At 63.8% G+C, this 20,865-nt stretch carries 20 protein-coding genes, 1 tRNA gene and 1 riboswitch; of the genes, 7 read left to right on the top strand and 14 right to left on the bottom strand.

The genetic code is table 11. The features are described from left to right. Nucleotide 1 precedes the first annotated feature (1 nt). Nucleotides 2–1,024 carry an SGNH/GDSL hydrolase family protein gene (locus ACVJGD_RS25565; RefSeq protein ID WP_456636901.1) on the top strand — a complete coding sequence of 341 codons (1,023 nt, stop codon included), beginning with the start codon at nt 2–4 and terminating at the stop codon, nt 1,022–1,024. Nucleotides 1,025–1,136: 112 nt separating this feature from the next. On the opposite strand, the gene ACVJGD_RS25560 is transcribed toward ACVJGD_RS25565, so the two are convergent. Then, nucleotides 1,137–2,345: an O-succinylhomoserine sulfhydrylase gene (locus ACVJGD_RS25560; protein ID WP_456636900.1), complete on the bottom strand. Its 1,209-nt coding sequence runs from the start codon at nt 2,343–2,345 to the stop codon at nt 1,137–1,139. Nucleotides 2,346–2,410: 65 nt separating this feature from the next. Then, nucleotides 2,411–2,490, bottom strand: a riboswitch (SAM riboswitch). Between the two features lie 109 nt (nt 2,491–2,599). On the opposite strand from ACVJGD_RS25560, the gene ACVJGD_RS25555 reads away from it, so the two are divergent. Together ACVJGD_RS25555 and ACVJGD_RS25550 are read left to right on the top strand one after the other, a co-directional pair. Then, nucleotides 2,600–3,706 carry a 2'-deoxycytidine 5'-triphosphate deaminase gene (locus ACVJGD_RS25555; protein WP_456640369.1) on the top strand — a complete coding sequence of 369 codons (1,107 nt, stop codon included), beginning with the start codon at nt 2,600–2,602 and terminating at the stop codon, nt 3,704–3,706. 776 nt (nt 3,707–4,482) lie between these two features. Next, a complete protein-coding gene (locus ACVJGD_RS25550) occupies nt 4,483–5,895 on the top strand; it encodes a DUF5939 domain-containing protein (protein ID WP_456636899.1) in 1,413 nt (470 codons plus the stop codon). Between the two features lie 157 nt (nt 5,896–6,052). On the opposite strand, the gene ACVJGD_RS25545 is transcribed toward ACVJGD_RS25550, so the two are convergent. Together ACVJGD_RS25545 and ACVJGD_RS25540 are read right to left on the bottom strand one after the other, a co-directional pair. Beyond that, on the bottom strand, nt 6,053–6,385 hold the full coding sequence (locus ACVJGD_RS25545; protein WP_456636898.1) for a hypothetical protein: 333 nt from the start codon (nt 6,383–6,385) through the stop codon (nt 6,053–6,055). Between the two features lie 131 nt (nt 6,386–6,516). Then, nucleotides 6,517–7,257 (bottom strand): SDR family NAD(P)-dependent oxidoreductase, encoded by a 741-nt coding sequence (locus tag ACVJGD_RS25540; RefSeq protein ID WP_456636897.1) that lies wholly within the window; start codon nt 7,255–7,257, stop codon nt 6,517–6,519. Between the two features lie 101 nt (nt 7,258–7,358). Between ACVJGD_RS25540 and ACVJGD_RS25535 the strand changes: the two genes are divergently transcribed. Then, nucleotides 7,359–7,970 carry a TetR/AcrR family transcriptional regulator gene (locus tag ACVJGD_RS25535; protein ID WP_456636896.1) on the top strand — a complete coding sequence of 204 codons (612 nt, stop codon included), beginning with the start codon at nt 7,359–7,361 and terminating at the stop codon, nt 7,968–7,970. A gap of 145 nt (nt 7,971–8,115) precedes the next feature. Here the strand turns inward: ACVJGD_RS25535 and ACVJGD_RS25530 are convergent, their stop codons facing one another. Both ACVJGD_RS25530 and ACVJGD_RS25525 read right to left on the bottom strand, forming a co-directional pair. Next, complete coding sequence (locus ACVJGD_RS25530; protein ID WP_456636895.1) at nt 8,116–8,349, bottom strand: hypothetical protein; 234 nt, start codon at nt 8,347–8,349, stop codon at nt 8,116–8,118. 168 nt (nt 8,350–8,517) lie between these two features. After that, nucleotides 8,518–9,855 (bottom strand): PQQ-dependent sugar dehydrogenase, encoded by a 1,338-nt coding sequence (locus tag ACVJGD_RS25525; protein WP_456636894.1) that lies wholly within the window; start codon nt 9,853–9,855, stop codon nt 8,518–8,520. A 206-nt stretch (nt 9,856–10,061) separates the two neighbouring features. Here ACVJGD_RS25525 and ACVJGD_RS25520 point away from each other — a divergent pair, with 206 nt between their 5' ends. Further along, nucleotides 10,062–11,507 carry an MATE family efflux transporter gene (locus tag ACVJGD_RS25520; RefSeq protein ID WP_456636893.1) on the top strand — a complete coding sequence of 482 codons (1,446 nt, stop codon included), beginning with the start codon at nt 10,062–10,064 and terminating at the stop codon, nt 11,505–11,507. Between the two features lie 95 nt (nt 11,508–11,602). Here the strand turns inward: ACVJGD_RS25520 and ACVJGD_RS25515 are convergent, their stop codons facing one another. From ACVJGD_RS25515 to ACVJGD_RS25500, 4 genes are all read right to left on the bottom strand, one after another. Further along, complete coding sequence (locus ACVJGD_RS25515) at nt 11,603–12,133, bottom strand: hypothetical protein (protein ID WP_456636892.1); 531 nt, start codon at nt 12,131–12,133, stop codon at nt 11,603–11,605. Continuing rightward, nucleotides 12,133–12,534 carry an SRPBCC family protein gene (locus ACVJGD_RS25510; RefSeq protein ID WP_456636891.1) on the bottom strand — a complete coding sequence of 134 codons (402 nt, stop codon included), beginning with the start codon at nt 12,532–12,534 and terminating at the stop codon, nt 12,133–12,135. The genes ACVJGD_RS25515 and ACVJGD_RS25510 overlap by 1 nt, the downstream gene beginning before the upstream one ends. A 127-nt stretch (nt 12,535–12,661) precedes the next feature. Then, the gene (locus ACVJGD_RS25505; protein WP_456636890.1) at nt 12,662–13,021 is read right to left on the bottom strand and encodes a VOC family protein; all 360 of its coding nucleotides are present in this window, start codon (nt 13,019–13,021) and stop codon (nt 12,662–12,664) included. A gap of 59 nt (nt 13,022–13,080) precedes the next feature. Then, the gene (locus ACVJGD_RS25500; RefSeq protein WP_456636889.1) at nt 13,081–13,920 is read right to left on the bottom strand and encodes a helix-turn-helix transcriptional regulator; all 840 of its coding nucleotides are present in this window, start codon (nt 13,918–13,920) and stop codon (nt 13,081–13,083) included. A gap of 144 nt (nt 13,921–14,064) precedes the next feature. Between ACVJGD_RS25500 and ACVJGD_RS25495 the strand changes: the two genes are divergently transcribed. Next, nucleotides 14,065–14,138 (top strand) — tRNA-Gly (locus ACVJGD_RS25495). Between the two features lie 214 nt (nt 14,139–14,352). Beyond that, nucleotides 14,353–15,771, top strand: a complete 1,419-nt coding sequence (locus ACVJGD_RS25490; protein WP_456636888.1) for an amino acid permease — start codon at nt 14,353–14,355, stop codon at nt 15,769–15,771. Between the two features lie 547 nt (nt 15,772–16,318). Here ACVJGD_RS25490 and ACVJGD_RS25485 read toward each other — a convergent pair. From ACVJGD_RS25485 to ACVJGD_RS25465, 5 genes are all read right to left on the bottom strand, one after another. Continuing rightward, nucleotides 16,319–16,501, bottom strand: coding sequence for a hypothetical protein (locus ACVJGD_RS25485; RefSeq protein ID WP_456636887.1), 183 nt, complete (start codon nt 16,499–16,501; stop codon nt 16,319–16,321). 337 nt (nt 16,502–16,838) lie between these two features. Further along, the gene (locus ACVJGD_RS25480; protein WP_456636886.1) at nt 16,839–17,009 is read right to left on the bottom strand and encodes a hypothetical protein; all 171 of its coding nucleotides are present in this window, start codon (nt 17,007–17,009) and stop codon (nt 16,839–16,841) included. A gap of 270 nt (nt 17,010–17,279) precedes the next feature. Further along, the gene (gene amaB, locus ACVJGD_RS25475) at nt 17,280–18,812 is read right to left on the bottom strand and encodes an L-piperidine-6-carboxylate dehydrogenase (protein WP_456636885.1); all 1,533 of its coding nucleotides are present in this window, start codon (nt 18,810–18,812) and stop codon (nt 17,280–17,282) included. Nucleotides 18,813–18,955: 143 nt separating this feature from the next. After that, entirely contained in the window at nt 18,956–20,014 is a 1,059-nt protein-coding gene (locus tag ACVJGD_RS25470) for a class I SAM-dependent methyltransferase (protein WP_456636884.1), read from the bottom strand. Between the two features lie 290 nt (nt 20,015–20,304). Beyond that, on the bottom strand, nt 20,305–20,670 hold the full coding sequence (locus tag ACVJGD_RS25465) for a nuclear transport factor 2 family protein (protein ID WP_456636883.1): 366 nt from the start codon (nt 20,668–20,670) through the stop codon (nt 20,305–20,307). Nucleotides 20,671–20,865 lie beyond the last annotated feature (195 nt).

The following is a 20,865-nucleotide window of genomic DNA, read 5'->3' as shown; positions in this document are numbered from 1 at the left end:
AATGAGTACCTACCGCCCTTTTTGTCGAAGCGCCTGGCTGGTCGCAGCCGCCGCCGTCACGGCATCCGTGCTCGTGACCTCGCCACTGCGCGCGCAAGTTGCGCAAGGCGATCAGCATGCGGCGCTTCCTGAGGGTGCGAAATCCCATCCCTCATCCGACAAGTCAGGATCGTTCACGCCGGCCGCCGCCGCGGCCAATGCGGCTGGCGCCGCTCAGGGTGATGCCGCGCAGAAGGGCATCGCCGGCAAGGCGATCGACAAGGTGAAGGAGGTCGCGAAGTCTGCTGGCGACATCTTCCACCGCGTGCCCTGCCTGCCGCCCAAGGGTGTGGCGAAGACGATGGGCTCGCTGCCCCACGTTGCGAGCAAGCTTGCCGCGGGCCAGCCGGTCACGATCATCGCCTTCGGCTCGTCCTCCACCCAGGGCTATGGCTCGTCGGCGCCGGAATTCACCTATCCGAACCGGCTCGCGGCGCAGTTGCACCGGCAATATCCCGGCGCCGACATCCGTGTCGTCAATCGCGGCAGGGGCGGCGAAGACGCCCCCGAAATGATGCGGCGCCTGCAGACCGAGGTGATCGACGCGCATCCGGACCTCGTGCTCTGGCAGGTCGGCACCAATGCGGTGTTGCGCGACCTCGATCCCAGCGAGACCGGAAAGATGGTCGAGGATGGCGTGGCGCGCATCCAGGCGGCGGGCGCCGACGTCGTGCTGGTCGATCCCCAATACTCGCCGCGCGTCACCGAACGCGCCGCCAGCGCCAACAAGATCATCCGGCTGCTCAACCGGATCGCCGAACTCCGCCATGTCAGCATCTTCCCGCGCTTTGAGGTGATGCGCGAGTGGCACGAGAAGCAGTCGATCCCGATCGATAGCTTCGTGATCGCCGACGGCCTGCACATGAACGACTGGGGCTATGCCTGCTTCGCCCAATTGCTCGGCGACGACATCATCAAGTCGGTCGGCCAGATCAAGCTCGGCGTGAATGTGCCGGCGGATGTGCGGACGTATAGGCCGATGTAGTTCAACTCGGATGCGTAGGGTGGGCAAAGGCGCACTTGCGCCGTGCCCACCATCCGCATTTCGCTCGTGATGGTGGGCACGCTTCGCTTTGCCCACCCTACGGCAACCGCGCTCACACGCTCTCCAACGCTTGGACAAAATCCTCGATCAAATCATCGGCGTGCTCAAGGCCGGCGGAGAAGCGGATGAAGCCTTCGCTGATGCCGAGTTCGGCGCGCGCTTCCGGCGCAAGACGCTGATGCGTCGTGGTGGCGGGATGGGTGACGAGGCTCTTGGCGTCGCCGAGATTGTTGGAGATGCGCGCGATCTTGAGGGCGTTGAGGCAGCGGAATGCGCCGGCCTTGCCGCCCTTCACCTCGAACCCGATCAGGGTCGAGCCCGACCGCATCTGCTTCTTCACCGTAGCCGCCTGCGGGTGATCGGCGCGGCCGGGATAGATCAGCCGCGTGATCTTCGGATGACTCGCGAGCACGTCCGCGATCTTGGCCGCTGTCTCGGTCTGCGCGCGGACGCGCACCGCGAGCGTCTCCAGCCCCTTCAATAGTATCCACGCGTTGAACGGCGACATCGACGGCCCGGTCTGGCGCAGGAAATTATGGATGTGCTCGCTGATGAAGGCCTCGCTTGAGAGGATGATGCCGCCCAGGCAGCGGCCCTGGCCGTCAATATGTTTGGTCGCGGAATAGATCACGACGTCTGCGCCGAGTGACAGCGGGCTCTGCCAGATCGGGGTGGCGAACACATTGTCGACGATCAGCCGCGCGCCGCCCTGGTGCGCGATCTCGGCGATCGCGCCGATGTCGAGCACGTCGAGCGTCGGGTTGGTCGGGCTCTCGAGGAAGCAGGTCTTGGTATTCGGCCGGATCGCCTTTTTCCACTGGTCAAGGTCGAGACCGTCGACCAGGGTCGACTGGATGCCGTAGCGCGGCAAGAGGTCCTCCACCACGTAGCGGCACGAGCCGAACATCGCCTTGGAGGCGACCACGTGATCGCCGGCCTTCAGCGGCGCGAGGATCGCGGTCGTCACCGCCGCCATGCCGGTCGCGGTCGCGCGCGCGGCTTCCGCGCCTTCGAGCTCGATCATGCGGCGCTCGAACATCGAGACGTCGGGGTTGGAGAAGCGCGAATAGAGGAAACCGGGATCCTCGCCCTTGAACCGCGCTTCGCACTCCTCGGCGGTGGCGTAGACGAACCCCTGGGTCAGGAACAGGGCCTCGGACGTCTCGCCGAATTGTGAACGCAGCGTTCCGGAATGAACCAGCCGGGTTTCGGGGCGGTAGCGCGTAGCCGATTTTGACTCAGACGATTTTGATTCAGACATAGGACCTCCAACGTGACCATTCTTTGGGAAAATGGTCACAAAAAAACCGGCCTGAAGGGCCGGGATCGCTGAGGTCCCCGGCCTGTTTAGCTACTTATTTAACGTGGCTGCAAGCCGGCCGGCTCAAATCACCACGGGATAAGTGCTGCTGATATTCGTTCCCGCTCTTTCCGTCAAGGCGGGCATCGGCTACCCCGTAAAAGCTCTTATTTTAGGGCTTGAGTGGCTGAAAACCGTCTTGAGGGACCGTGTCCGTGTCGTTCGTGCTGCAAGACGATGCCAATGGGATCCTGCCCGACCGCATGATCGCGGCGATGGCGGATGCCGGCCTGATCCTGCCTGCCTATCCCTTTGTCGAGAGCCAGATCCAGCCCGCCAGCCTCGACCTTCGCCTCGGCGACATCGCCTATCGCGTGCGCGCGAGCTTCCTCCCCGGTCCGGACGCCACCGTCGCCGAGCGCATCGACGAGCTGAAGCTGCACGAGATCGATCTGTCCGATGATGCGGTGCTCGAGACTAACTGCGTCTATATCGTGCCGCTGCTGGAAAGCCTCGCGCTGCCGCAGGAGATCGTAGCCAGCGCGAACCCCAAAAGCTCGACCGGACGGCTCGACGTCTTCACCCGCGTGATCGCCGACGGCACGCGTCGTTTCGATATGATAGGGGCCGGCTATCATGGCCCGCTCTATGCCGAGATCAGCCCCAAGACGTTTCCGATCCTGGTGCGCGAGGGCTCGCGGCTGTCGCAGGTGCGCTTCCGCACCGGCGATGCCATCCTCAACGCCGATGAGCTCGACGCGCTGCACGATGTCGAGCGCCTGGTCGATATCGACGATGCCGATCTCACCAACGGCGTCGCGGTGTCGGTTGATCTCTCGGGCGAGAGTTCTGGCGGCTTCGTCGGCTATCGCGCCAAGCGTCACACCGGCGTTGTCGACGTCGATCGCCGCGGCGGTTATCCAGTCGATGATTTCTGGGAGCCGATCCGCGCGCGCCCCGACGGCAGCCTGATCCTCGATCCTGGCGAGTTCTATATCCTCGCGTCAAAGGAAGCCGTGCAGGTGCCGCCGGACTACGCCGCCGAGATGGTGCCGTTCGATCCCTTGGTCGGTGAATTCCGCGTGCACTATGCCGGCTTCTTCGATCCCGGCTTCGGCTATGCCGGCGCCGGCGGGAAGGGCGCGCGCGCCGTGCTGGAAGTGCGCTCGCGCGAAGTGCCGTTCATCCTCGAGCACGGCCAGATCGTCGGCCGCCTGGTCTATGAGAAAATGCTCGCCCGTCCCGATGCGATGTACGGCCAGCGCATCGGCTCGAACTACCAGGCCCAGGGCCTGAAGCTGTCCAAACATTTCAGGGTGTGATCTTCATCCTCTGCCGCCGCTTGCAAGGTCGGCCTTGGCACAAGTTGCACTGTTGCCCTTCGGTACGGTTAGCCCTCAATCACAATTTGCATTCTTTGTGACCACCATAACGACACAAAGACGTCGTGGCCTATCTTAGCGTGGGACGGCTTGATGGGTGGTCTGTGGACTACACTGTAACCTGTTTCGAGATCATTGCGGCTTGGCTCGCCTTCAATGGGCTTGTTGCCATCGCACTGACCCATTGCTCTCCGGGTGAGCGCCTTTGGCGCCGTCAGCGATCAGAACCTGTCGACCGCGGTCGTAGCCGCCACCATTCGGAAGGGGAAACGACAATATTGAGCGTGTTCAGGCCTACGTAACGCTCGCTTGGCCCACATGACGCCGGTTGTGGCCTAGCCGCATCAACAGTGCTGGAAACGTTCCCTCGCGGTCGAATCTTTTTGACTGATCAGGCGTGAGATCATCCACTAAAGGCATGTTTGATGCAGCAATTTCATGTCTGATTATATTGAGCGTCGGTATTCTCATAGCCCACGCTATCGACGCCCTTCGACCCTAAAGCATGATCCGGAAAAGTGGGCACCGGTTTTCCCTCGCGACAAACGCGAAGCGTTTGCGCGGAGATCATGCTCAAACAAAGAGCTAAAGCGGGATGACGATTCGAAGAAAAGTCATCACGCTTTAGTTAGCGGCCGAGTGTCGTCCAGATTTTCGCGTGCGCCGCAGTCAACACAGGAGGGACATCACCGGGACAATTGAGGTATGTTCGGCACATGCAGGATAGCGACACCCTCTTCGACGCCTTGCGCCGCTCGGCCGACCCTATCGTGGTCGATGCCGTCGATAATCTCGTCCAGAACGGCCGCGGCGAGGAACTGGCCCGGGTCAATGCCGTGGCCTTGGCCGCCGGCCGCGGGCTGGACGAGGCAAAAGTCATCGCGACGCTTCTGCACGCGTCGCGGCTGGGCCTGTTCGAGATGTCCTGGAACATTCTATGTCCAAGCTGCGGCGGCGTCCTCGGCGCCAACGCCACGCTGCGGAGCGTGCGGAAGGAGGACTACCATTGCGCTTTCTGCGGGCTGACGAGCGAGCCGGTGCTGGACGAAACGGTGGAGGTCAGCTTCACGGTCAGCCCCCGGCTTCGCCGCATCGCCGCCCACGCTCCGGACGAACTCGGCTTCTGGGACTATCACCGGCAGGTCTTTTTCGGGACGGGGGTCGTCTTCCCCGAGCCGGACGCGTTCGCCGAGTTCGCCCGTAAGGCTTTGTTGGAGACGATCGAGCTGCAGGCCGGCGAACGGATGATTTTGGCTCTGCAACTTCCGGCGCAGCCCGTGATCGTCTTCGACCCGGTGACCCATAGTGCCCATTTGATCGAGACCTCAGGCGAGCCGACGGCGGAACGTCGCGAGCTCTCGATGATCTTCATGAACCCCCCTACCGGCCTCAGCCGCGTGACCCTGTCTCCGGGTCCATTGCGTCTTCTGCTGGATAACCGGACGGAGCGCCGGGTTCTGGTCGGCGTCTATGTGATGGGCCCGGAGCTGGAGCGGCTGATCGGCGGCCGCCGCCCGTTCCTTACCGCCAAGCGACTGCTGACGAACCAGACATTCCGCGACCTCTATCGGACGGAGACCCTTGACGTCGAGCAGCGGCTCAAGATCATGAGCCTGACCTTCCTGTTCACGGACCTGAAGGGATCGACCGACTTGTACGATCGGGTCGGCGACCTCGTCGCCTATGATCTGGTGCGCTCCCACTTCCAGATCCTGAACGAAATCGTGGCGTCTGAATCCGGCGCCGTGGTCAAGACCATCGGTGACGCCGTGATGGCGACCTTCCCGGTGCCGCACCGCGCCGTCTCCGCCGCGCTCAGGATGCGGGATTCGATGCGGCAGTTGAATGTCCGGCGGGGAGCGGAGGAACTGATCCTGAAGATCGGGATCCACGAGGGGCCATGCCTTGCGGTGAACCTGAACGACCGGCAGGACTATTTCGGCCAGACGGTGAACATCGCGTCGCGAGTGCAGACCTTGGCGACCGGCGACAGCATCTTCGTCACCCAGGCGGTCGTGCAAGATCCGGAATCGGCCCGCCTCATCTCGTCGCGCGGGGTGGATGCCCAACCTCAGGTGATGACGCTCCGCGGTGTCGGTGAGCGCATGCCCATCTTCGCGATAGGTTGACTAAAGCGCGATGACATGAGGATGAATCATCATCGCGCTTTAGGTTATTGTTTGAGCATGATCCTTTCGGAAAACCGCTTCGCACTTTTCCGGATCATGCTCTAGCCGGGCTGACCGCCAGTGGCGACATGGCTTTCCGTCGGACGGGCTTCGCAGATTAAAAGCGCGCAGGTTTGCCTTTCTCGTTCGGCGAAACACAGTTCTGGCAGATATTCAGTTTGCGCCTCAGCCGATCGTCATCAGCTTGCTGGCGCGCCGCTTCTTCCTCCCAGTTGGTCAATTCCGATTTTGACGCCGAACCCTGCGCTGTTTCAGCCTTAGCCCGCTTGCGGGCCGTCGGCTGCTGCGGAAGAGAAAGGGTGGCTTCCGCTGGAGGCTGATAGAGGCCGTCTACATCGGTGGGGCCCAACGAGCCCTGCTGGGCATAGCAGCGGTCGGCAGTTTGGCAGAATACTGCGGCGAACAGTAGGCCAGCATAGATGAGCTTCATGGACTCCCCTCCGGCACAGTAAGGACCACCGGGCTGTGGCGGCAGCGATGCTCTTATAGCAGCAGTTTCTCAAGCCCCGCGACCCCTATGGTCCGCTGCCGTCGGGAGAGGGCCCGACGGGAGGGGGCCGCTCACGCGTTGGCGCCGCCGTCAATGGTAAGCTCCGTGCCGTTGATCGAGCGTGCCTCCGGCCCGGCCACGAATGCGACCAGCGCTGCGACGTCGTCTGCCTTGCCGTAGCGGGGGATCGCCATCCGCGCCCGCTGCGCGGCCGCCTGCTCGCCTTCGGCGGGGTTCATGTCGGTGTCGGTCGAGCCCGGATGCACGATGTTGACCGTGATGCCGCGGCTGCCGAGATCGCGCGCCAGGCCCTTGGTCCAGGCGATCAGCGCGGATTTGCTCATCGAGTAGAGGCTCACGCCGGGACCGGGCACCTGGGTCGCAAGATTGCTGCCGATCGAGATGATGCGGCCACCTTCACTCATGTGCGCTGCCGCCGCCTGCGATCCGACCACCACTGCGCGGACATTGACCGCGAGCGTCGCATCGATGTCTTCAAGGCTCAGTTGGTCGATCGGTCCGCCCCTGAAGATGCCGGCATTGTTGACGAGGATATCGAGGCCGCCGAGCGCCTCGGCGGCTTGATTCACGGCCGCCCTGACCGCGGCGGCATCGGCGCTGTCGGCCTTGATCGCAAGTCCCCGCCGGCCCAATCGCTCGATCTCGGCGACCACCGCCTGCGCCTTGTCGGCCGAACGTTCATAGGTGATCGCAACGTTCGCGCCATCGGCGGCGAGCCTTCTTGCGATCGCGGCGCCAATCCCGCGGCTCGCGCCCGTCACCAGCGCCCGCTTTCCCTGCAATGTGCTCATGATCCATCTCCATTTATGTGTCGATCGATACAGAAATAGGTCGGTTGCGCCGGACGGTCAAGCTGATTATGTATTGATCGACACAGAAATCGGGTGGACGGATGGTCGAACGAGGTCGCCCCAGGGGCTTCGACAAGGATGCGGCGCTGGCGCGCGCCATGGAGGTGTTTTGGGTCAAAGGCTATGAAGGGGCCTCGATGACCGATCTCACCACGGCGATGGGGATTGCTTCGCCAAGCCTCTATGCGGCCTTCGGCTGCAAGGAAGAACTGTTCCGGCAAGTGCTGCAATTGTACAGCGCGATCCAGGGGCCCGAGATCTGGGCTGGCATCGCTGGCGCGCCTACCGCCTATGAGGCGGTTGAAAGCTATCTCATGCAGACGGCGCGAGCGTTCACGCGACGCAACCGGCCGCCGGGTTGCCTGGTGGTGCTGTCGGCGCTGCATGCAACCGAGCAGTCCGAAACAGTGCGGCGCGAGCTGATCGCGATGCGTGAACAGAACGTCGAGGATCTGCGGCGGCGCCTGCAGGAGGGCGTCGCATCCGGCGAGATATCAGCAGAGGCCGATCTCGGGGCGATCGCTCGATATTACGTGACCGTGCAACAGGGCATGTCGATCCAGGCGCGCGACGGCGCGACACGGCGAGAGCTCGAACGCGTTGCGCGCGCGGCGCTCGCCGCATGGAAGCCCCTAACCAGCGCGCCCGGCTGAGCCTCAGAGCGTTTTCGAGCGAAGTGGATACCGGTTCGCGTGAAGAAAACGCGTCAAAACTAGAGTCTAGAGCTTCGGTTCTGATGTAATCAGAACCGAAGCTCTGGGAAAGATCGTCCCCGTTGTTCTTCCGCGGTCCCGCGACTTACTTTGCGAGCAACTCGGTCAGGTCGGTTGAGTTCGGACAGCGCAGCTCGTCGATTCGCCGGGCCAGCAGCAACGCGCTCGCCCTCAGCGCTTCCAGCCTTGATGCCTCGGGATGTTGTTTTTCGAGTTCCGTGATTCGCTCATTATATGAGGCCAGCTCACCTTGAAGCCGCTCAATTTCTACCGTGGCATGGGTGGACACCACCGGCGCAGATAGTCTGGTCGCCCGCATAAACCATCTCCCCAAGTATGGTCGATGCTTCGTGGACCGAATTCGTGGCGAGACCGAGAAGCGATTTGGGCGAGGATGCGACCTCCGCGGGTAATGTTTGCGTTCGCGTGCAGCAAAGCCACAGCAGGAACCTTGGCGGCCGTGCAGCGCGGCGGGTCAATGCAATCGCTATTTCGCCGCCGAATGCGTCGCGGGCGTCACGCGCCAGACGGTGTTGCCAACGTCATCGGCCACCAGCAGCGCGCCGTCCTTGGCGATGCGGACTCCGACAGGGCGGCCCTGCGCTTCGCCCTGGTCGCTGAGGAATCCCGTCAGGATGTCCCTCGGCGGGCCCGCCGGCCTGCCATTTGCGAACGGTACGAAGATCACCTTGTAGCCGGAGCGAGGCTTGCGATTCCACGAGCCGTGCTGGCCGATAAAGGCGCCGCCGGCCATGTCCTGCGGAAAAAGATTCCCAGTGTTGAACGCGAGCCCGAGCGAAGCGGTATGTGCGCCGAGCGCATAGTCCGGCGCGATCGCCTTCGCGACCATCTCCGGCCGCCGCGGATCGACGCGGCTGTCGACATGCTGGCCGAAATAGCTGTAGGGCCAGCCGTAGAAGCCGCCATCCTTCACCGAGGTCATGTAGTCGGGCACCAGATCGTTGCCGAGCTCGTCGCGCTCGTTGACGGTGACCCAGAGCTCGCCGGTCTGCGGATTCCATGATGGCCCGTTCGGGTTGCGCAGGCCCGAGGCAAAGACGCGCCATTGGCCGCTCTGCCGATCGACCTCCAGCACCGCGGCGCGGTTGGTCTCGGCCTCGATGCCGTTCTCGCCGACATTGCTGTTGGACCCAACGGTCGCATAGAGCTTGCTGCCATCGGGGCTCGCGGTCAGGTCCTTGGTCCAGTGATGATTGATGCCGCCCGCGGGCAGGTCGGCGAGCTTCACGCCGGGCGCGTCGATCCCGGTGTCTCCCTCGCGATAGGGGAATCGCACGATCGCGTCGGAGTTGGCGACGTAGAAGTCATTGCCGACCAGCACCATGCCGAATGGCGAATTCAGGTCTTTCAGGAAAATGCTGCGGGTTTCGGCAACACCGTCGCCATCGGCATCGCGCAGCAGGGTGATGCGGTTCGGGCTGGGCACGCCGGCGCCGGCCCAGCTCTGCACCTGTTTGTAGACAAAGCCCTTGATGCCCTTGGCGTCGTCGGGATTTGACGGTGCGTTGCTCTCCGCCACCAGCACGTCGCCGTTCGGCAGCACATAGACCGTGCGCGGATGCTCGAGCCCGGTCGCGAACGCGTTCACCGCCATGCCGTTCGCGGCCACAGGCTTGCCGCCGGCCGGCCAGCTCTTGGCGGGCGCGATGTTGACCGTCGGTATCCAGGATTGCTGTGGCGGCGGCAGCGCCGGCGAGGCCCCGTAGCTCTGCGCGACGGTCTTGGTATCCTCCGGATCATTGCAGGCGGAAAGCGACAGCGCCAACGCGCCGATCGACATGGCCAACAGCAGATTTTTGCGCATGTTGGGTTCCCTGAAATATGGCGCAGGGACAATGCGACAGGGGGGCGAATGTTCGTATCGTTCGGCCTGAATTTGGCGGCGCGGTTCGCTTGGCCGACCGGCTAATCGCGCAGAGGGCCTCTGCGCGGGACGCACGTGGAATTGATCGCGGCCATGGTAGGGAAGCACCGCGCCGCGGCAACCAGACCGCGCGCGTGGGAGTGGAAATGCCCGATATTGCGGTTGCCGAAATACTAGTCGACGAGGAAGAGCGCCCGTTGCCGCCGCCGGTGACGGCGCCGGCGCGCAACCGCCTGCTGGACGGGCCGATCCTGCGCACGCTGTTGTGGCTTGCCTGGCCGAACGTGATCGCGCTGTCGGCCGGCACCTGCGTGGTGATCGCGGAGACCTCCTATATCGGCCGGCTTGGCGTGGAATCGCTGGCCGCGATGGCGCTGGTGTTTCCCTGCGTGATCCTGACCATGACCATGTCGGGCGGCGCCATGGGCGGCGGGGTGGCGTCCGCGATCGCGCGTGCGCTCGGCGCCGGCGAGGTCGAGCGCGCCTCCACGCTTGCCGCGCACGCGCTTCTGATCGGCGTCAGCTTCGGGCTCGTCTTCATGCTGGGCATGCTGATCTTCGGCCCACGTCTTTTGGAATTGCTCGGCGGCCGCGGCAACGTGCTGGCGCAGGCGATCGCCTACAGCCAGATCTTCTTCGGCGGCGCCGTGCTGCCGTGGCTGATGAATACCATGGCCGGCGTGTTGCGCGGCACCGGCAACATGAAACTGCCGTCGACCATGATCCTCTCGTCCGCGATCTGGCAGATCATCCTGGGCGGCACGCTTGGCCTCGGGCTCGGGCCGATCCCGCAATTCGGGATGCGCGGCGTCGCGGCGGGCTCGCTGATCGCCTATTCGATTAGCATCGCCGTGATGGGCTGGTACCTGTTCTCCGGCCGGGCGCGCGTCGTGCCCAAGCTCAGGGGATTGCGTGTCCGATGGGCGATGTTCATCGACATCCTGAAGGTCGGTGCCATCTCCTGCTTCTCGCCGCTGCAGTCGGTTTTGACCATCAGCATCTTCACCCACATGCTGGCGAATTTCGGCACCGCGATCCTCGCCGGCTACGGCATCGGCGCGCGGCTCGAATTCATGCTGACGTCGCTCGCGTTCGCGACCGGCATCGCCTCGGTGCCGATGATCGGCATGGCCGTCGGCGCCGACCGCATTGCGCGGGCGCGGCGGATCGCCTGGACCGCGGGCACGCTGTCGTTCGTCTCGGTCGGCATGATCGGCACCTTCCTTGCCATCTTCCCCGACCTGTGGGTCAACATCTTCACCGATGACCCCGCCGTGCGTCTGGCCAGCCATCAATATCTGTCGACGGCGGCGCCGATGTACGCCTTCATCGGCCTGGCGATGTCGATGTATTTCTCCTCGCAAGGAGCGGCGAAGGTGCTTGGCCCGGTGCTGGCGCAGACCGCGCGCCTCGCCTTCATCGCCGCCGGCGGCTGGTGGCTGTCGACGCATGCGGCGACCGCGCAGAACTTCTTCATGCTCGCAGCCGCCTCGATGGTCGTGCTCGGCGTGCTCTCATGCTTAAGCGTGGTGCTGACGCGCTGGGGGTCGAAACGCGCGCCGATCGCGAAGGTGCGGCCGGCGCTGTCCTGACACCCGTCATTGCGAGGAGCGAAAGCGACGAAGCAATCCATGCCTCCGCTTGCGGTGAGATGGATTGCTTCGCTTCGCTCGCAATGACGGCATGATCACGAAGGGGCAACCCGGCGCGCCGTGAACTCCACGTTGAGGCGCCATGTCGCGCCCTGATCGGCGGAGACTTCGCCGCGCCACAGGAACGAATTCGGCGTGATCTCAGAAAAGCTCCAGCGCACCAGGTGTCCGTCCGGCCGCGTGCCCAACTGCACGATGTCGGCGCCCTCGGCGCGGCCGATCATCTGCAGGAAGGTGCGTGTGACCGGATCGGTCCACTGGATTCGCCAGGCGTCGAGCTCGGCATCGTAGACCCTGAGCGTGGTGCCGTAGGAATTGGCGTTGGTGGCGGCATCGGCCTGGCGCAACGCGCCGCGCGGCGGCACGATCCAGACATCCTGGATCGCGCGGCCCTCGAGTGCCCAGCCGAAGTGCCATTCGCCCTTCCGCTCTCGCCTCCTGCCGTCCTCGGCGATATGGGTGACGTCGAGATCCCAGGAGCCGACGAAGCGGCCGTAGAGATCCATCTTGCCGGCGCGGTCGGCCGAAGGTCCGTCCGCACCGAGCGCTTCGAGAAACGGATTCATCACGCCGCCTCCCGCCCGAGCTTGCTCTGCATCGCGCTCACGCCGAGATCCATCTGCGAGGAGATGTAGGGCGCGACATCGTTCGGCAGCACGTCGGCGATCCAGGTCACGCGGCTGCGGGAGTCGCCGTCGGCAACCACCTGGACGGATGCGCTGTGCTGCTTCAGCCGCTCGCTGACGACAGCATAGACCAGCCGCCGCCGTGCGTCGTCGCAGTCGACCAGCAGTTCACGCGCGACCGTGCCGTTGGCGAAGGTCACGATGCGGGCATCGCCGTCGAGCTTGGTGTCGAGCACGAAGCCCGGCACCAGCCGCGTATGCAGCGCGCCGAAATCGCGCAAGGCGTCCCAGACCTGGTCGGGATGCGCGTCGATGATGAATTCCTTGTGGATGGAAGCCATGGAATGAGTCCTTTCGCATGTGGAATTCGTCATTGCGAGGAGTGAAGCGACGAAGCAATCCATGCCTCCGCAAGTGGCACCATGGATTGCTTCGCTACGCTCGCAATGACGGCGGAGATGACGGTGTTCACGTACACACCGCCTCGACATTGTTGCCGTCGGGATCGATCAGGAACGCGGCGTAATAGGTCGGGCTGTAATCCTTGCGAGGGCCGGCCGCGCCGTTGTCGCGGCCGCCGGCCTTCAATCCGTCGCTGTGGAATCTCTTGATCGCGTCGTGGTCCGGCGCGCGGAATGCGACATGGGCGCCGCCACTACCCTTGCCCTTGTGCAGATGCAGCCACAGCGCCGGCTCGCCCTTCGGGCCGAAGCCGGCGCCCGAGTCATCGCGCGAGCACAGGACAAAGCCCAGCGGGGCAAGCGCTGCGGTGTAGAAACGCACGCTGGCGTCGAGATCGCCGACGCGCAGGCCGATATGGTCGTACATGATTGTTCTCCAGTGCTTTGAGCGCGCCTGATGACGCGCGGGACTGGAGAGGAGGCTAGCTAGTGCAGCGCCAGCCGTTCTTGGAAAATCTTGCGGTCGCCGCGCGAAGCTTTCCGGAACGCGTGCGGCGAGACGCCGGCGGCGCGGTGGAACGTGCGCACGAAATTGGAGAGATCGCCGAAACCGACATCGTAGGCGATCTCGGTGATTTGGCTGTCGTCATTGGCCAGCCGCCGCGCCGCGTGACGCAGCCGCGAGCGCACGAGATATTGATGCGGCGTCACGCCGAGCACTTCCGAGAACAGCCTGAGGAAATGGAACGTGCTGATGCCGGCCTGATCCGCCGCATCATCCAGGCCGATGTCCTCTTGCGAATGCGCGTCGATCCACAGCGCGGCCTCGACCGCGCGGCGGCGATCGCGTAAGGCGGCCGTCACCGGCCTTGCCGCGCGTCCCGACACCACTTCGATGAAGCGGCTGGCCAGCAGATGGCCGGCCTCGTCGAGGCCGATGTCGCTGTTGCCATCTGCTGCCGTTTGCGCGAGTTCTCCCAGCACCATCAACTCCGGCAGCGGCGGCACCGATCCGATCTGCCAGACCGCGCGGCTGTCGCCGATCGCCTGCACCAGCTCCGGATCCAGGTAGAACGAAAGGCATATATCGCCGCCGACATGGTCATGGGTGCAGGTGTATTCGTCGCCGGGATGGCCGACCAGGACCGCGCCGGTCACCAGCTCATGGAAACGGCCGCGGCAGTGGCAGCCGAAGCTGCCCTTGCGGACATAGGAAAGCGAATGCGCATCATATTGTTCGGCAAACGGTTTCTCGCCGGGCTCCGCGGTGCAGCGGAACTCGTTCACGGAGATGCGCTCACGCTGCAACAGCGGCGTCCGGATCATGCCCCAAGACTTAGCGATGCGCCCGCGGCGGCGCAACGCCCCAAACAGCGCATTCGGAATCCTGACGTTTTCCGTTAAGGAGAACGCGAGAGGCGACTTGGCGAAAGCCCCAGTCTCGGCTAATCAGGAGCGGCAACGCGATCCGCGGGCGTAGTTCAATGGTAGAACGGCAGCTTCCCAAGCTGCATACGAGGGTTCGATTCCCTTCGCCCGCTCCAGCCTGACAACCCAACCCAGCGTCTGACTGTCGGTGTTACCGCAGTAACTCTGTTCCGGCGTTCAGCAACACGATTGTAGCTCGACCTCGTCACTAAGCGTGACGATCAAAGGGCATGAGCAGAGCGACCGTTGTTAATGACCAGCTTCTGGAGCCGCAAATCTGCGGTGGATTTGGCCGCTGAAGATGACTGTGCCGACCCCGAGGGGGGATCGATGAGGCGCACGCTGTCGGCCATCGATCTGATCGCGTTGGGGGTCGGCGTGGTCATCGGCGCGGGAATTTTCGTCGTAACCGGGCATGCGGCGGCAGAGAACGCCGGGCCGGCGGTGGTGCTCTCATTTCTATTCGGCGGCATCGCCTGCGCGTTCACGGGGCTGTGTTACGCCGAAATGGCCGCGATCGTTCCGATCAGCGGCAGCGCTTACACCTATGCTTATGCGACACTGGGCGAGTTGGTTGCGTGGATCATCGGTTGGGACTTGATCCTTGAATATGTGATGGGCGGCGCTACGGTCGCAATCGGCTGGTCCGGCTATTTTGTCAGCCTGGCGCGAGACTTCGGCCTTGACCTTCCGGCACGCTTTGCCGCCGCACCGCTCACCTACGACGCCGCCTCGCGCACATGGGCGTTGACCGGCGCCATTGCAGACGTGCCGGCGATGGTCGTGGTCATCTTCATCAGCGCGCTGCTGGTGGCAGGCATCCGGGAAACGTGCCGGTTCAACAGGATCATCGTCGTTGTCAAACTGATCGTCATAGGACTGTTCATCCTCTGCGCCGCACCCGCGATCAGCACCGCGCATTGGGTGACGCCGGCCAATCCCTCGGGCGCGTTCATCCCGCCCAATGCCGGAACGGGCATTTACGGTTGGTCGGGAGTGGCGCGCGGCGCAGCCGTGATATTCTTCGCCTACATCGGATTCGATGCCGTCTCCACAGCGGCGCAGGAAACCAGGAATCCAAGGCGCGACATGCCGATCGGTATCCTTGGCTCTCTCGCGATCTGCACGGTGATCTACGTGGCCGTTGGCTTCGTGCTGACGGGCATCGTGCCGTTCGATAAATTGAATGTGCCCGATCCCATCGCGGTCGGCATCGACGCGGCCGGGATCGGCTGGCTCGGGCCCTTGATCAAGCTCGGGATTATCTTCGGTCTCACCTCGGGTCTTCTCGCGGTTCTGTTGGCGCAGCCGCGGGTCTTTCGCGCCATGGCGCACGACGGCCTGCTGCCACGGGCAGCGGCAAAGATCCATCCGAAGCTCGGCACACCCTATGTCGCGACGATCTCGACCGGTCTCGTGGTGGCGATCCTCGCGACGCTGTTGCCGATCGGCTTTGTTGCCGAGCTCGTCAGCATCGGAACGTTGTTTGCGTTCGCCGTCGTCTGTCTCGGCGTTCTCGTGCTGCGCATCACCGAGCCCAACCTGCACCGCCCCTTTCGTGCGCCGGCGATCTGGCTCGTTGCACCCGCGGGTGTCGGGACCTCGCTCCTCCTGATGCTGGAGCTGCCGGTCGACACCTGGATCAGGCTCGCTGCGTGGCTAGTGATCGGCCTGCTGATCTATTTCACCTACGGCGCAAGGCGTAGTCGGCTCGTCCCGCGATCGTCGGTGGAGCAGCTCCAAGGCTGATGGGGTGTTGTTCGGTTGCAGGCCGCTGCCCGTCGGGACGAAGCCGGCAAATTTGCCCGTCTTTGGTCAGCCAGCAGCGGGTAGCCTCTCGTCCGTACGCAGGCGGGTCAGGTTGCTTCGGGAACGAATTTGCGCACAGCGACTCTTGTTTTGGTTGTATCACCCAAAAGGGAGTGCGGAAGATGCGACCAACCAGAATGCTCTTGGCTCTCGGACTGTTCGCTACTGCAGCAACACTGATTCCCGACAGCGCGGACGCGCGCCGTGGAGGTGGCTACCGAGCGGGCGGCGTCCGCGCCGCGCACTTTAATCCTGGAGTGAGGCCCGGCTGGCATGGCGGCGGGACGAGATGGGCCGGCGGTCGCTATTACCGAGGCGGCGGATACTACGGCTACCGAGGCGGCGGTTGGGGATGGCCTGCTGCGGCAGCCGCCGGTGTCGCAACTGGCGCGGCAATCGGTGCCGCTACAGCCTTTGGTTCGTCGTGTTATCAAACGCAGTCGGTCTGGAACGGATATACCTACGTCCAGCAGACTGTCAGGGTTTGCTAGACTCTGGCGCCAAGCCAGACCATCGCCATTCGGCCAAGCTGACCAGCCGCTGCCAAGGTGAACTGGTCAGCCGTCGATCTTGTCGAACTGCATGCAGCGAACAGACGATCAAGCGTCTTCGCGCCGTCAAAAATGATGGTCAGTTGCATGCCCTGCAAATAGATATCCGGTCGCGCCATCGCGCTTCGAAGGTGTCAGAGTCTTTCAGCGCCACCTCTTGCGCGTCCAATGGATCGCCAGGCTTCGCTGCGAGGACGCCTCCAACTTCCGCAGAACCAGCTTTGGCAGGTGCCTCCTTAGGCCACTCCAGCAACGCTTTCGAAAGCATGGGCTTGCCCGCATACCAGCATTTTCGTCCGTCGATGAGGCGATAGGACCACCATTGCCCGTGCGGATTTGAGGGCATCGCTGCGCTGCATTGCTGCTTTGCCTGCGCATTCGGCATCCCGACGAACGGGAGCACAGCCATCCAAGTGGTCAAAGCGAGCGATCGAAGCGGTTTCCCCATGAGCGCGCTCAACCGCTTCGTTGCTGCAATCTGCTTACAGCTACGATCAAGTCGGGGCGTTCAAGAACTTCCACCAATTCGTCAAGGATATCGACATTATGCTCACGGCAGGGCCGCAGGTATTCTTGTTGGTGTTGGACGTCGCCAAGCGCCTGCATGGCTAATGGTTGATCAGTCATTATTGCTTACTCATCAAATAAAAATGCCGCTACGAAATTTAGGAAAGGGAGAAATCAAGCCATATTCCGGGAGATATCCTCGCTCTTTTGGGGCAGTTCGATCAATTTTTGTTTCAGAAAGACAACCAAACCGCGCGGATCGACTGCGCGCGAGGCTGAACAGACGACGCCAAAGCGCATGCGGGCGGGAGCCGCGGCGGAGGGAACACTGGACGAAACCCGCGTCGGTCTTTGGACGAAACCCGCGTCGGTCTTTGCGCCGGCGGCTTTTCACCCGACGTCGAATTTGACGCCCTGCGCCAGCGGTAGGTCGCGCGAATAGTTGATGGTGTTGGTGGCCCGTCGCATGTAGCCGCGCCACGCGTCGGATCCGGATTCCCGGCCGCCGCCGGTTTCCTTCTCGCCGCCGAACGCGCCGCCGATTTCCGCGCCGGACGGGCCGATATTGACGTTGGCGATGCCGCAATCCGAGCCGACCGCGGACAGGAAGGTCTCGGCCTCGCGGATATCGGTCGTGAAGATCGATGATGCGAGCCCCTGGGGCACCGCATTGTGGCTGGCGATCGCCTCGGCAAGGTCGCGGTAGCGCATCACGTAGAGAATCGGCGCGAAGGTCTCGCGCGGCACCGGACCCGTTTGGGCCGGCATCTCGACCAAGGCGGGTGCGACGTAATAGGCGGCCGGCGATTGCTGATCCACGCGGGTCCCGCCATGCACCTTGCCGCCGAGCGAGGTGGCTTCATCCAGTGCGCGGCCCATCGCCTCGAAAGCGGCCGCATCGATCAGCGGGCCGACCAGGGTCGTCGGCTCGCGCGGGTCGCCGATGGTGACGGAACGATAGACGCGGCTGAGCCTCGAGACGAAATCATCGGCGATGCTGTCGTGCACGAACAGACGGCGCAGCGAGGTGCAGCGCTGGCCGGCGGTGCCCATCGCGGAGAACGCGATGCTGCGCAAGGCGAGATCCTGATCGGCGGAGGGCGTGACGATCGCGGCATTGTTGCCGCCGAGTTCGAGAATGGCCCGGCCAAAGCGCGCGGCGACGCGCGGACCCACCTGCTTGCCCATCCGCGTCGATCCGGTGGCGGAGACGATCGCAACGTCGGGGTGATCGACCAGAACCTCGCCGACCGTGCGGTCGCCCTGGACCAGTTCGGCCAGACCCTGCGGTGCGTCGCCGAACCGCGCGAGCGCGCGCTCAAAGATTGCCTGTACCGCGCAGGCGGTCAGCGGCGTTTTCTCCGAGGGCTTCCACACCACCGCGTTGCCGCAGACCAGCGCAAGCGCAGCATTCCAGGACCACACGGCCACCGGAAAGTTGAACGCCGTGATGATGCCGCACACGCCGGCCGGATGCCAGGTCTCCATCATCCGATGACCGGGGCGCTCGGATGCGATCGTCAATCCGTAAAGTTGGCGCGACAGCCCGACGGCGAAGTCGCAGATGTCGATCATCTCCTGCACCTCGCCGAGTCCCTCGGAGAGGATCTTGCCGGCCTCGATCGTCACCAGCCGCCCGAGCAGTTCCTTCGAGCCGCGCAGTTCCTCGCCGAGCAGGCGGACCAGTTCGCCCCGGCGCGGGGCGGGGACGGTTCGCCATGCCAGGAACGCACTGCGCGCGCGAGCGATTGCCGCGCGCATGTCGTCGTCGCTTCCAGGCTTGAGATGCCCGATGGCGTGGCCGTCGATCGGCGAGCGGGCGACAAGCCCGCCATCGGCGACGAAGGCCGGCGCAGCCCGCAGCCTCGACAGGAGATCGATGGCTTCGCGGGCCACAGTGGAGCCTGGCGTGGAGGTGCTCATGGCGGATGTCCTCGGATCAGCGGTCGCTAATGCAAGCGCTCGCTCGATCCGCTAGCAAGTCCCGCAAGCGCCTGTCCGCGTCAAGTCCACCCGCCGCCACGCGAAGAATCTTCGCGCGGCGGCGCCGCGTCAGTACCGGGCCGTTATGGCCGCGCCTCCAGGATCAGGTTGAACGGCGTTTCGGTGGCGCGCCGGAACCGGGTGAAGCCGGCCTCGCGGGCAATCTCGCGAAGCCTGGCCTCGCCGGCCTGCGCGCCCAAGGCGAGCCCGACCTCCTGGTCCAGGGAGGCCGGCGTGCAGACCATCGTCGAGGCCGCATAGTAGACCCGCCCGATCGGATTGAAATTGTCCTCCAGCCGGTCGTTGGCAAAAGGCTCGACCAGCATACAGGTGCCGTCCTTGGCCATGGTGCTGCGGGTATGCTTGAGCGCGCCGACCGGGTCGCCCATGTCGTGCAGGCAGTCGAAGAAGCACACGAGATCGTAGCCGTTCGCCGGAAAACTCTTCGCGGTGTGGGTCTCGAAGCGCATGCGATCGGCCAGTCCCGCATCCCGCGTCAGCTCGCGCGCGGCCTGGATCGAGCCATCGTGATAGTCGAAGCCGAAGAATTTGGATTTCGGGAACGCTTCCGCCATCAGCCGGGTCGATATGCCATGGCCACAACCGACATCGGCCACCTTCGCGCCCCGCGTCAGCTTGTCGACGACACCCTCCAGAGAGGGCAGCCATTCCTGCACCAGATGATGCTTGTAGCCGGTGCGGAAGAAGCGCGCGGTTCCGCAGAACAGGCATTCGCTGCGCTTGTTCCAGCCGACGCCCTTGCCGGTCTTGAACGCGTCGGAGATTTTCGACTCATCGAGGAATGTGGCCGCGATCACGTTGCCGACGGCGCCCAGGAAAACCGGACTGTCCTCATCGGCCAGCGCCATGATCTGCTCTGGCAGCATCGAGAACTTCCCCGATGCAGTGTTGTATTCGACGTAGCCCGAGGCTGCCTGCGCCGCCAGCCACTCGCGCACATAGCGTTCCGCGGTGCCTGTGGCCTTCGCCAGTTCTGCGGAGTTCATCGGTCCCTTCTCGGCCAACGTCTTGTAGAGGCCGAGCCTGTCGCCGATCAGCATCAGCGACGCGTTCATCGCGGCGCCGACATCACCGATCATCTTGCCCATGAAAGAGTTCAGGCGGTCATTATCAACTTCCATGATATGCCTCCGTCAAAAATTGTCTTTCACCGAGACTGTCACCTCAACGCAGTCGAAGCGGAACTTGCAGAATGCAAGATCGCTTCATCGCAGCGTCGAGGTGATCGTAAGGCCGTTTCGGTGCGGGGTGCGAGGTGGTCACGTCTCACGACAGCGAGATTGCTGTCACAAGCGCGCGAGCTTCCGCGGGAGGCGGGTCATAGTGACGCGCGGCATTCTTTCATCTCGGCAGTGCATGGCAGAGAGGCTGACGGATGTTCGTCGGCCGCACCGCCATGCACGGTTTCGTATCATGCGCCCTGCGGCACCTGGTCGAGGAAGCCGGTGATGCTCTTGATGCGGCCGTCCTTCAGCACCGCGAAGTCCGTGCCCTTGATCGGACTGTCCACGCCATCGGGACCGAGGCCCCAGGAAAAGCGGAGATGGTCGCCGAAGCCGTTGGGCTCACCGATCAGTTTGAACTTGAAGGCCGGAAATTTTTCCTGCACGCCTGCTATCAGCGCATCGACGCCTTCATGGCCGTCGCCGCTCATCAGCGGATCGGCATAGCGTGCATCCGCGGTCCAGTTCTCGGCCAGCATCTCGCGGCGCCGGCTCGGCGTGCGCTCGTTCCACAGTTCGATATAGCGGCTTGCGATGGTCTTGTGGTCGGTCATCCTGCTCTCCTTCGCTTGTGGCCGAACGGATCGGCTGATCAAGACTATCGGCGGTTCGCGTGAGCCAATCGATTACCTCCGAGGTCATCACCCGCCGCCTGGGAATTGGCGGTGGTGCGCGAAACCCGATCATGTGCCGGTCGTTGATTTCGCGCACCATCGCTGATGCGGCGCCGGCCGGTTTCGTCGCGTCGC

The sequence above is a fragment of the Bradyrhizobium sp. USDA 10063 genome, assembly GCF_054063735.1.
The sequence above is the reverse complement of the archived record's forward strand: the minus strand, read 5'-3'. Positions and strand labels throughout refer to the sequence as shown.

Bases quoted from the DNA above. Each gene is read 5' to 3' on its own strand.
- ACVJGD_RS25465 (WP_456636883.1), bottom strand. From the start codon at position 20,670: ATGACCGACCACAAGACCATCGCAAGCCGCTATATCGAACTGTGGAAC.
- ACVJGD_RS25540 (WP_456636897.1), bottom strand. From the start codon at position 7,257: ATGAGCACATTGCAGGGAAAGCGGGCGCTGGTGACGGGCGCGAGCCGC.
- ACVJGD_RS25505 (WP_456636890.1), bottom strand. From the start codon at position 13,021: ATGTACGACCATATCGGCCTGCGCGTCGGCGATCTCGACGCCAGCGTG.
- ACVJGD_RS25545 (WP_456636898.1), bottom strand. From the start codon at position 6,385: ATGAAGCTCATCTATGCTGGCCTACTGTTCGCCGCAGTATTCTGCCAA.
- ACVJGD_RS25535 (WP_456636896.1), top strand. From the start codon at position 7,359: ATGGTCGAACGAGGTCGCCCCAGGGGCTTCGACAAGGATGCGGCGCTG.
- ACVJGD_RS25480 (WP_456636886.1), bottom strand. From the start codon at position 17,009: ATGACTGATCAACCATTAGCCATGCAGGCGCTTGGCGACGTCCAACAC.
- ACVJGD_RS25500 (WP_456636889.1), bottom strand. From the start codon at position 13,920: ATGATCCGGACGCCGCTGTTGCAGCGTGAGCGCATCTCCGTGAACGAG.
- amaB (WP_456636885.1), bottom strand. From the start codon at position 18,812: ATGAGCACCTCCACGCCAGGCTCCACTGTGGCCCGCGAAGCCATCGAT.
- ACVJGD_RS25520 (WP_456636893.1), top strand. From the start codon at position 10,062: ATGCCCGATATTGCGGTTGCCGAAATACTAGTCGACGAGGAAGAGCGC.
- ACVJGD_RS25565 (WP_456636901.1), top strand. From the start codon at position 2: ATGAGTACCTACCGCCCTTTTTGTCGAAGCGCCTGGCTGGTCGCAGCC.
- ACVJGD_RS25525 (WP_456636894.1), bottom strand. From the start codon at position 9,855: ATGCGCAAAAATCTGCTGTTGGCCATGTCGATCGGCGCGTTGGCGCTG.
- ACVJGD_RS25515 (WP_456636892.1), bottom strand. From the start codon at position 12,133: ATGAATCCGTTTCTCGAAGCGCTCGGTGCGGACGGACCTTCGGCCGAC.
- ACVJGD_RS25550 (WP_456636899.1), top strand. From the start codon at position 4,483: ATGCAGGATAGCGACACCCTCTTCGACGCCTTGCGCCGCTCGGCCGAC.
- ACVJGD_RS25470 (WP_456636884.1), bottom strand. From the start codon at position 20,014: ATGGAAGTTGATAATGACCGCCTGAACTCTTTCATGGGCAAGATGATC.
- ACVJGD_RS25530 (WP_456636895.1), bottom strand. From the start codon at position 8,349: ATGCGGGCGACCAGACTATCTGCGCCGGTGGTGTCCACCCATGCCACG.
- ACVJGD_RS25560 (WP_456636900.1), bottom strand. From the start codon at position 2,345: ATGTCTGAATCAAAATCGTCTGAGTCAAAATCGGCTACGCGCTACCGC.
- ACVJGD_RS25485 (WP_456636887.1), bottom strand. From the start codon at position 16,501: ATGGCGCGACCGGATATCTATTTGCAGGGCATGCAACTGACCATCATT.
- ACVJGD_RS25490 (WP_456636888.1), top strand. From the start codon at position 14,353: ATGAGGCGCACGCTGTCGGCCATCGATCTGATCGCGTTGGGGGTCGGC.
- ACVJGD_RS25510 (WP_456636891.1), bottom strand. From the start codon at position 12,534: ATGGCTTCCATCCACAAGGAATTCATCATCGACGCGCATCCCGACCAG.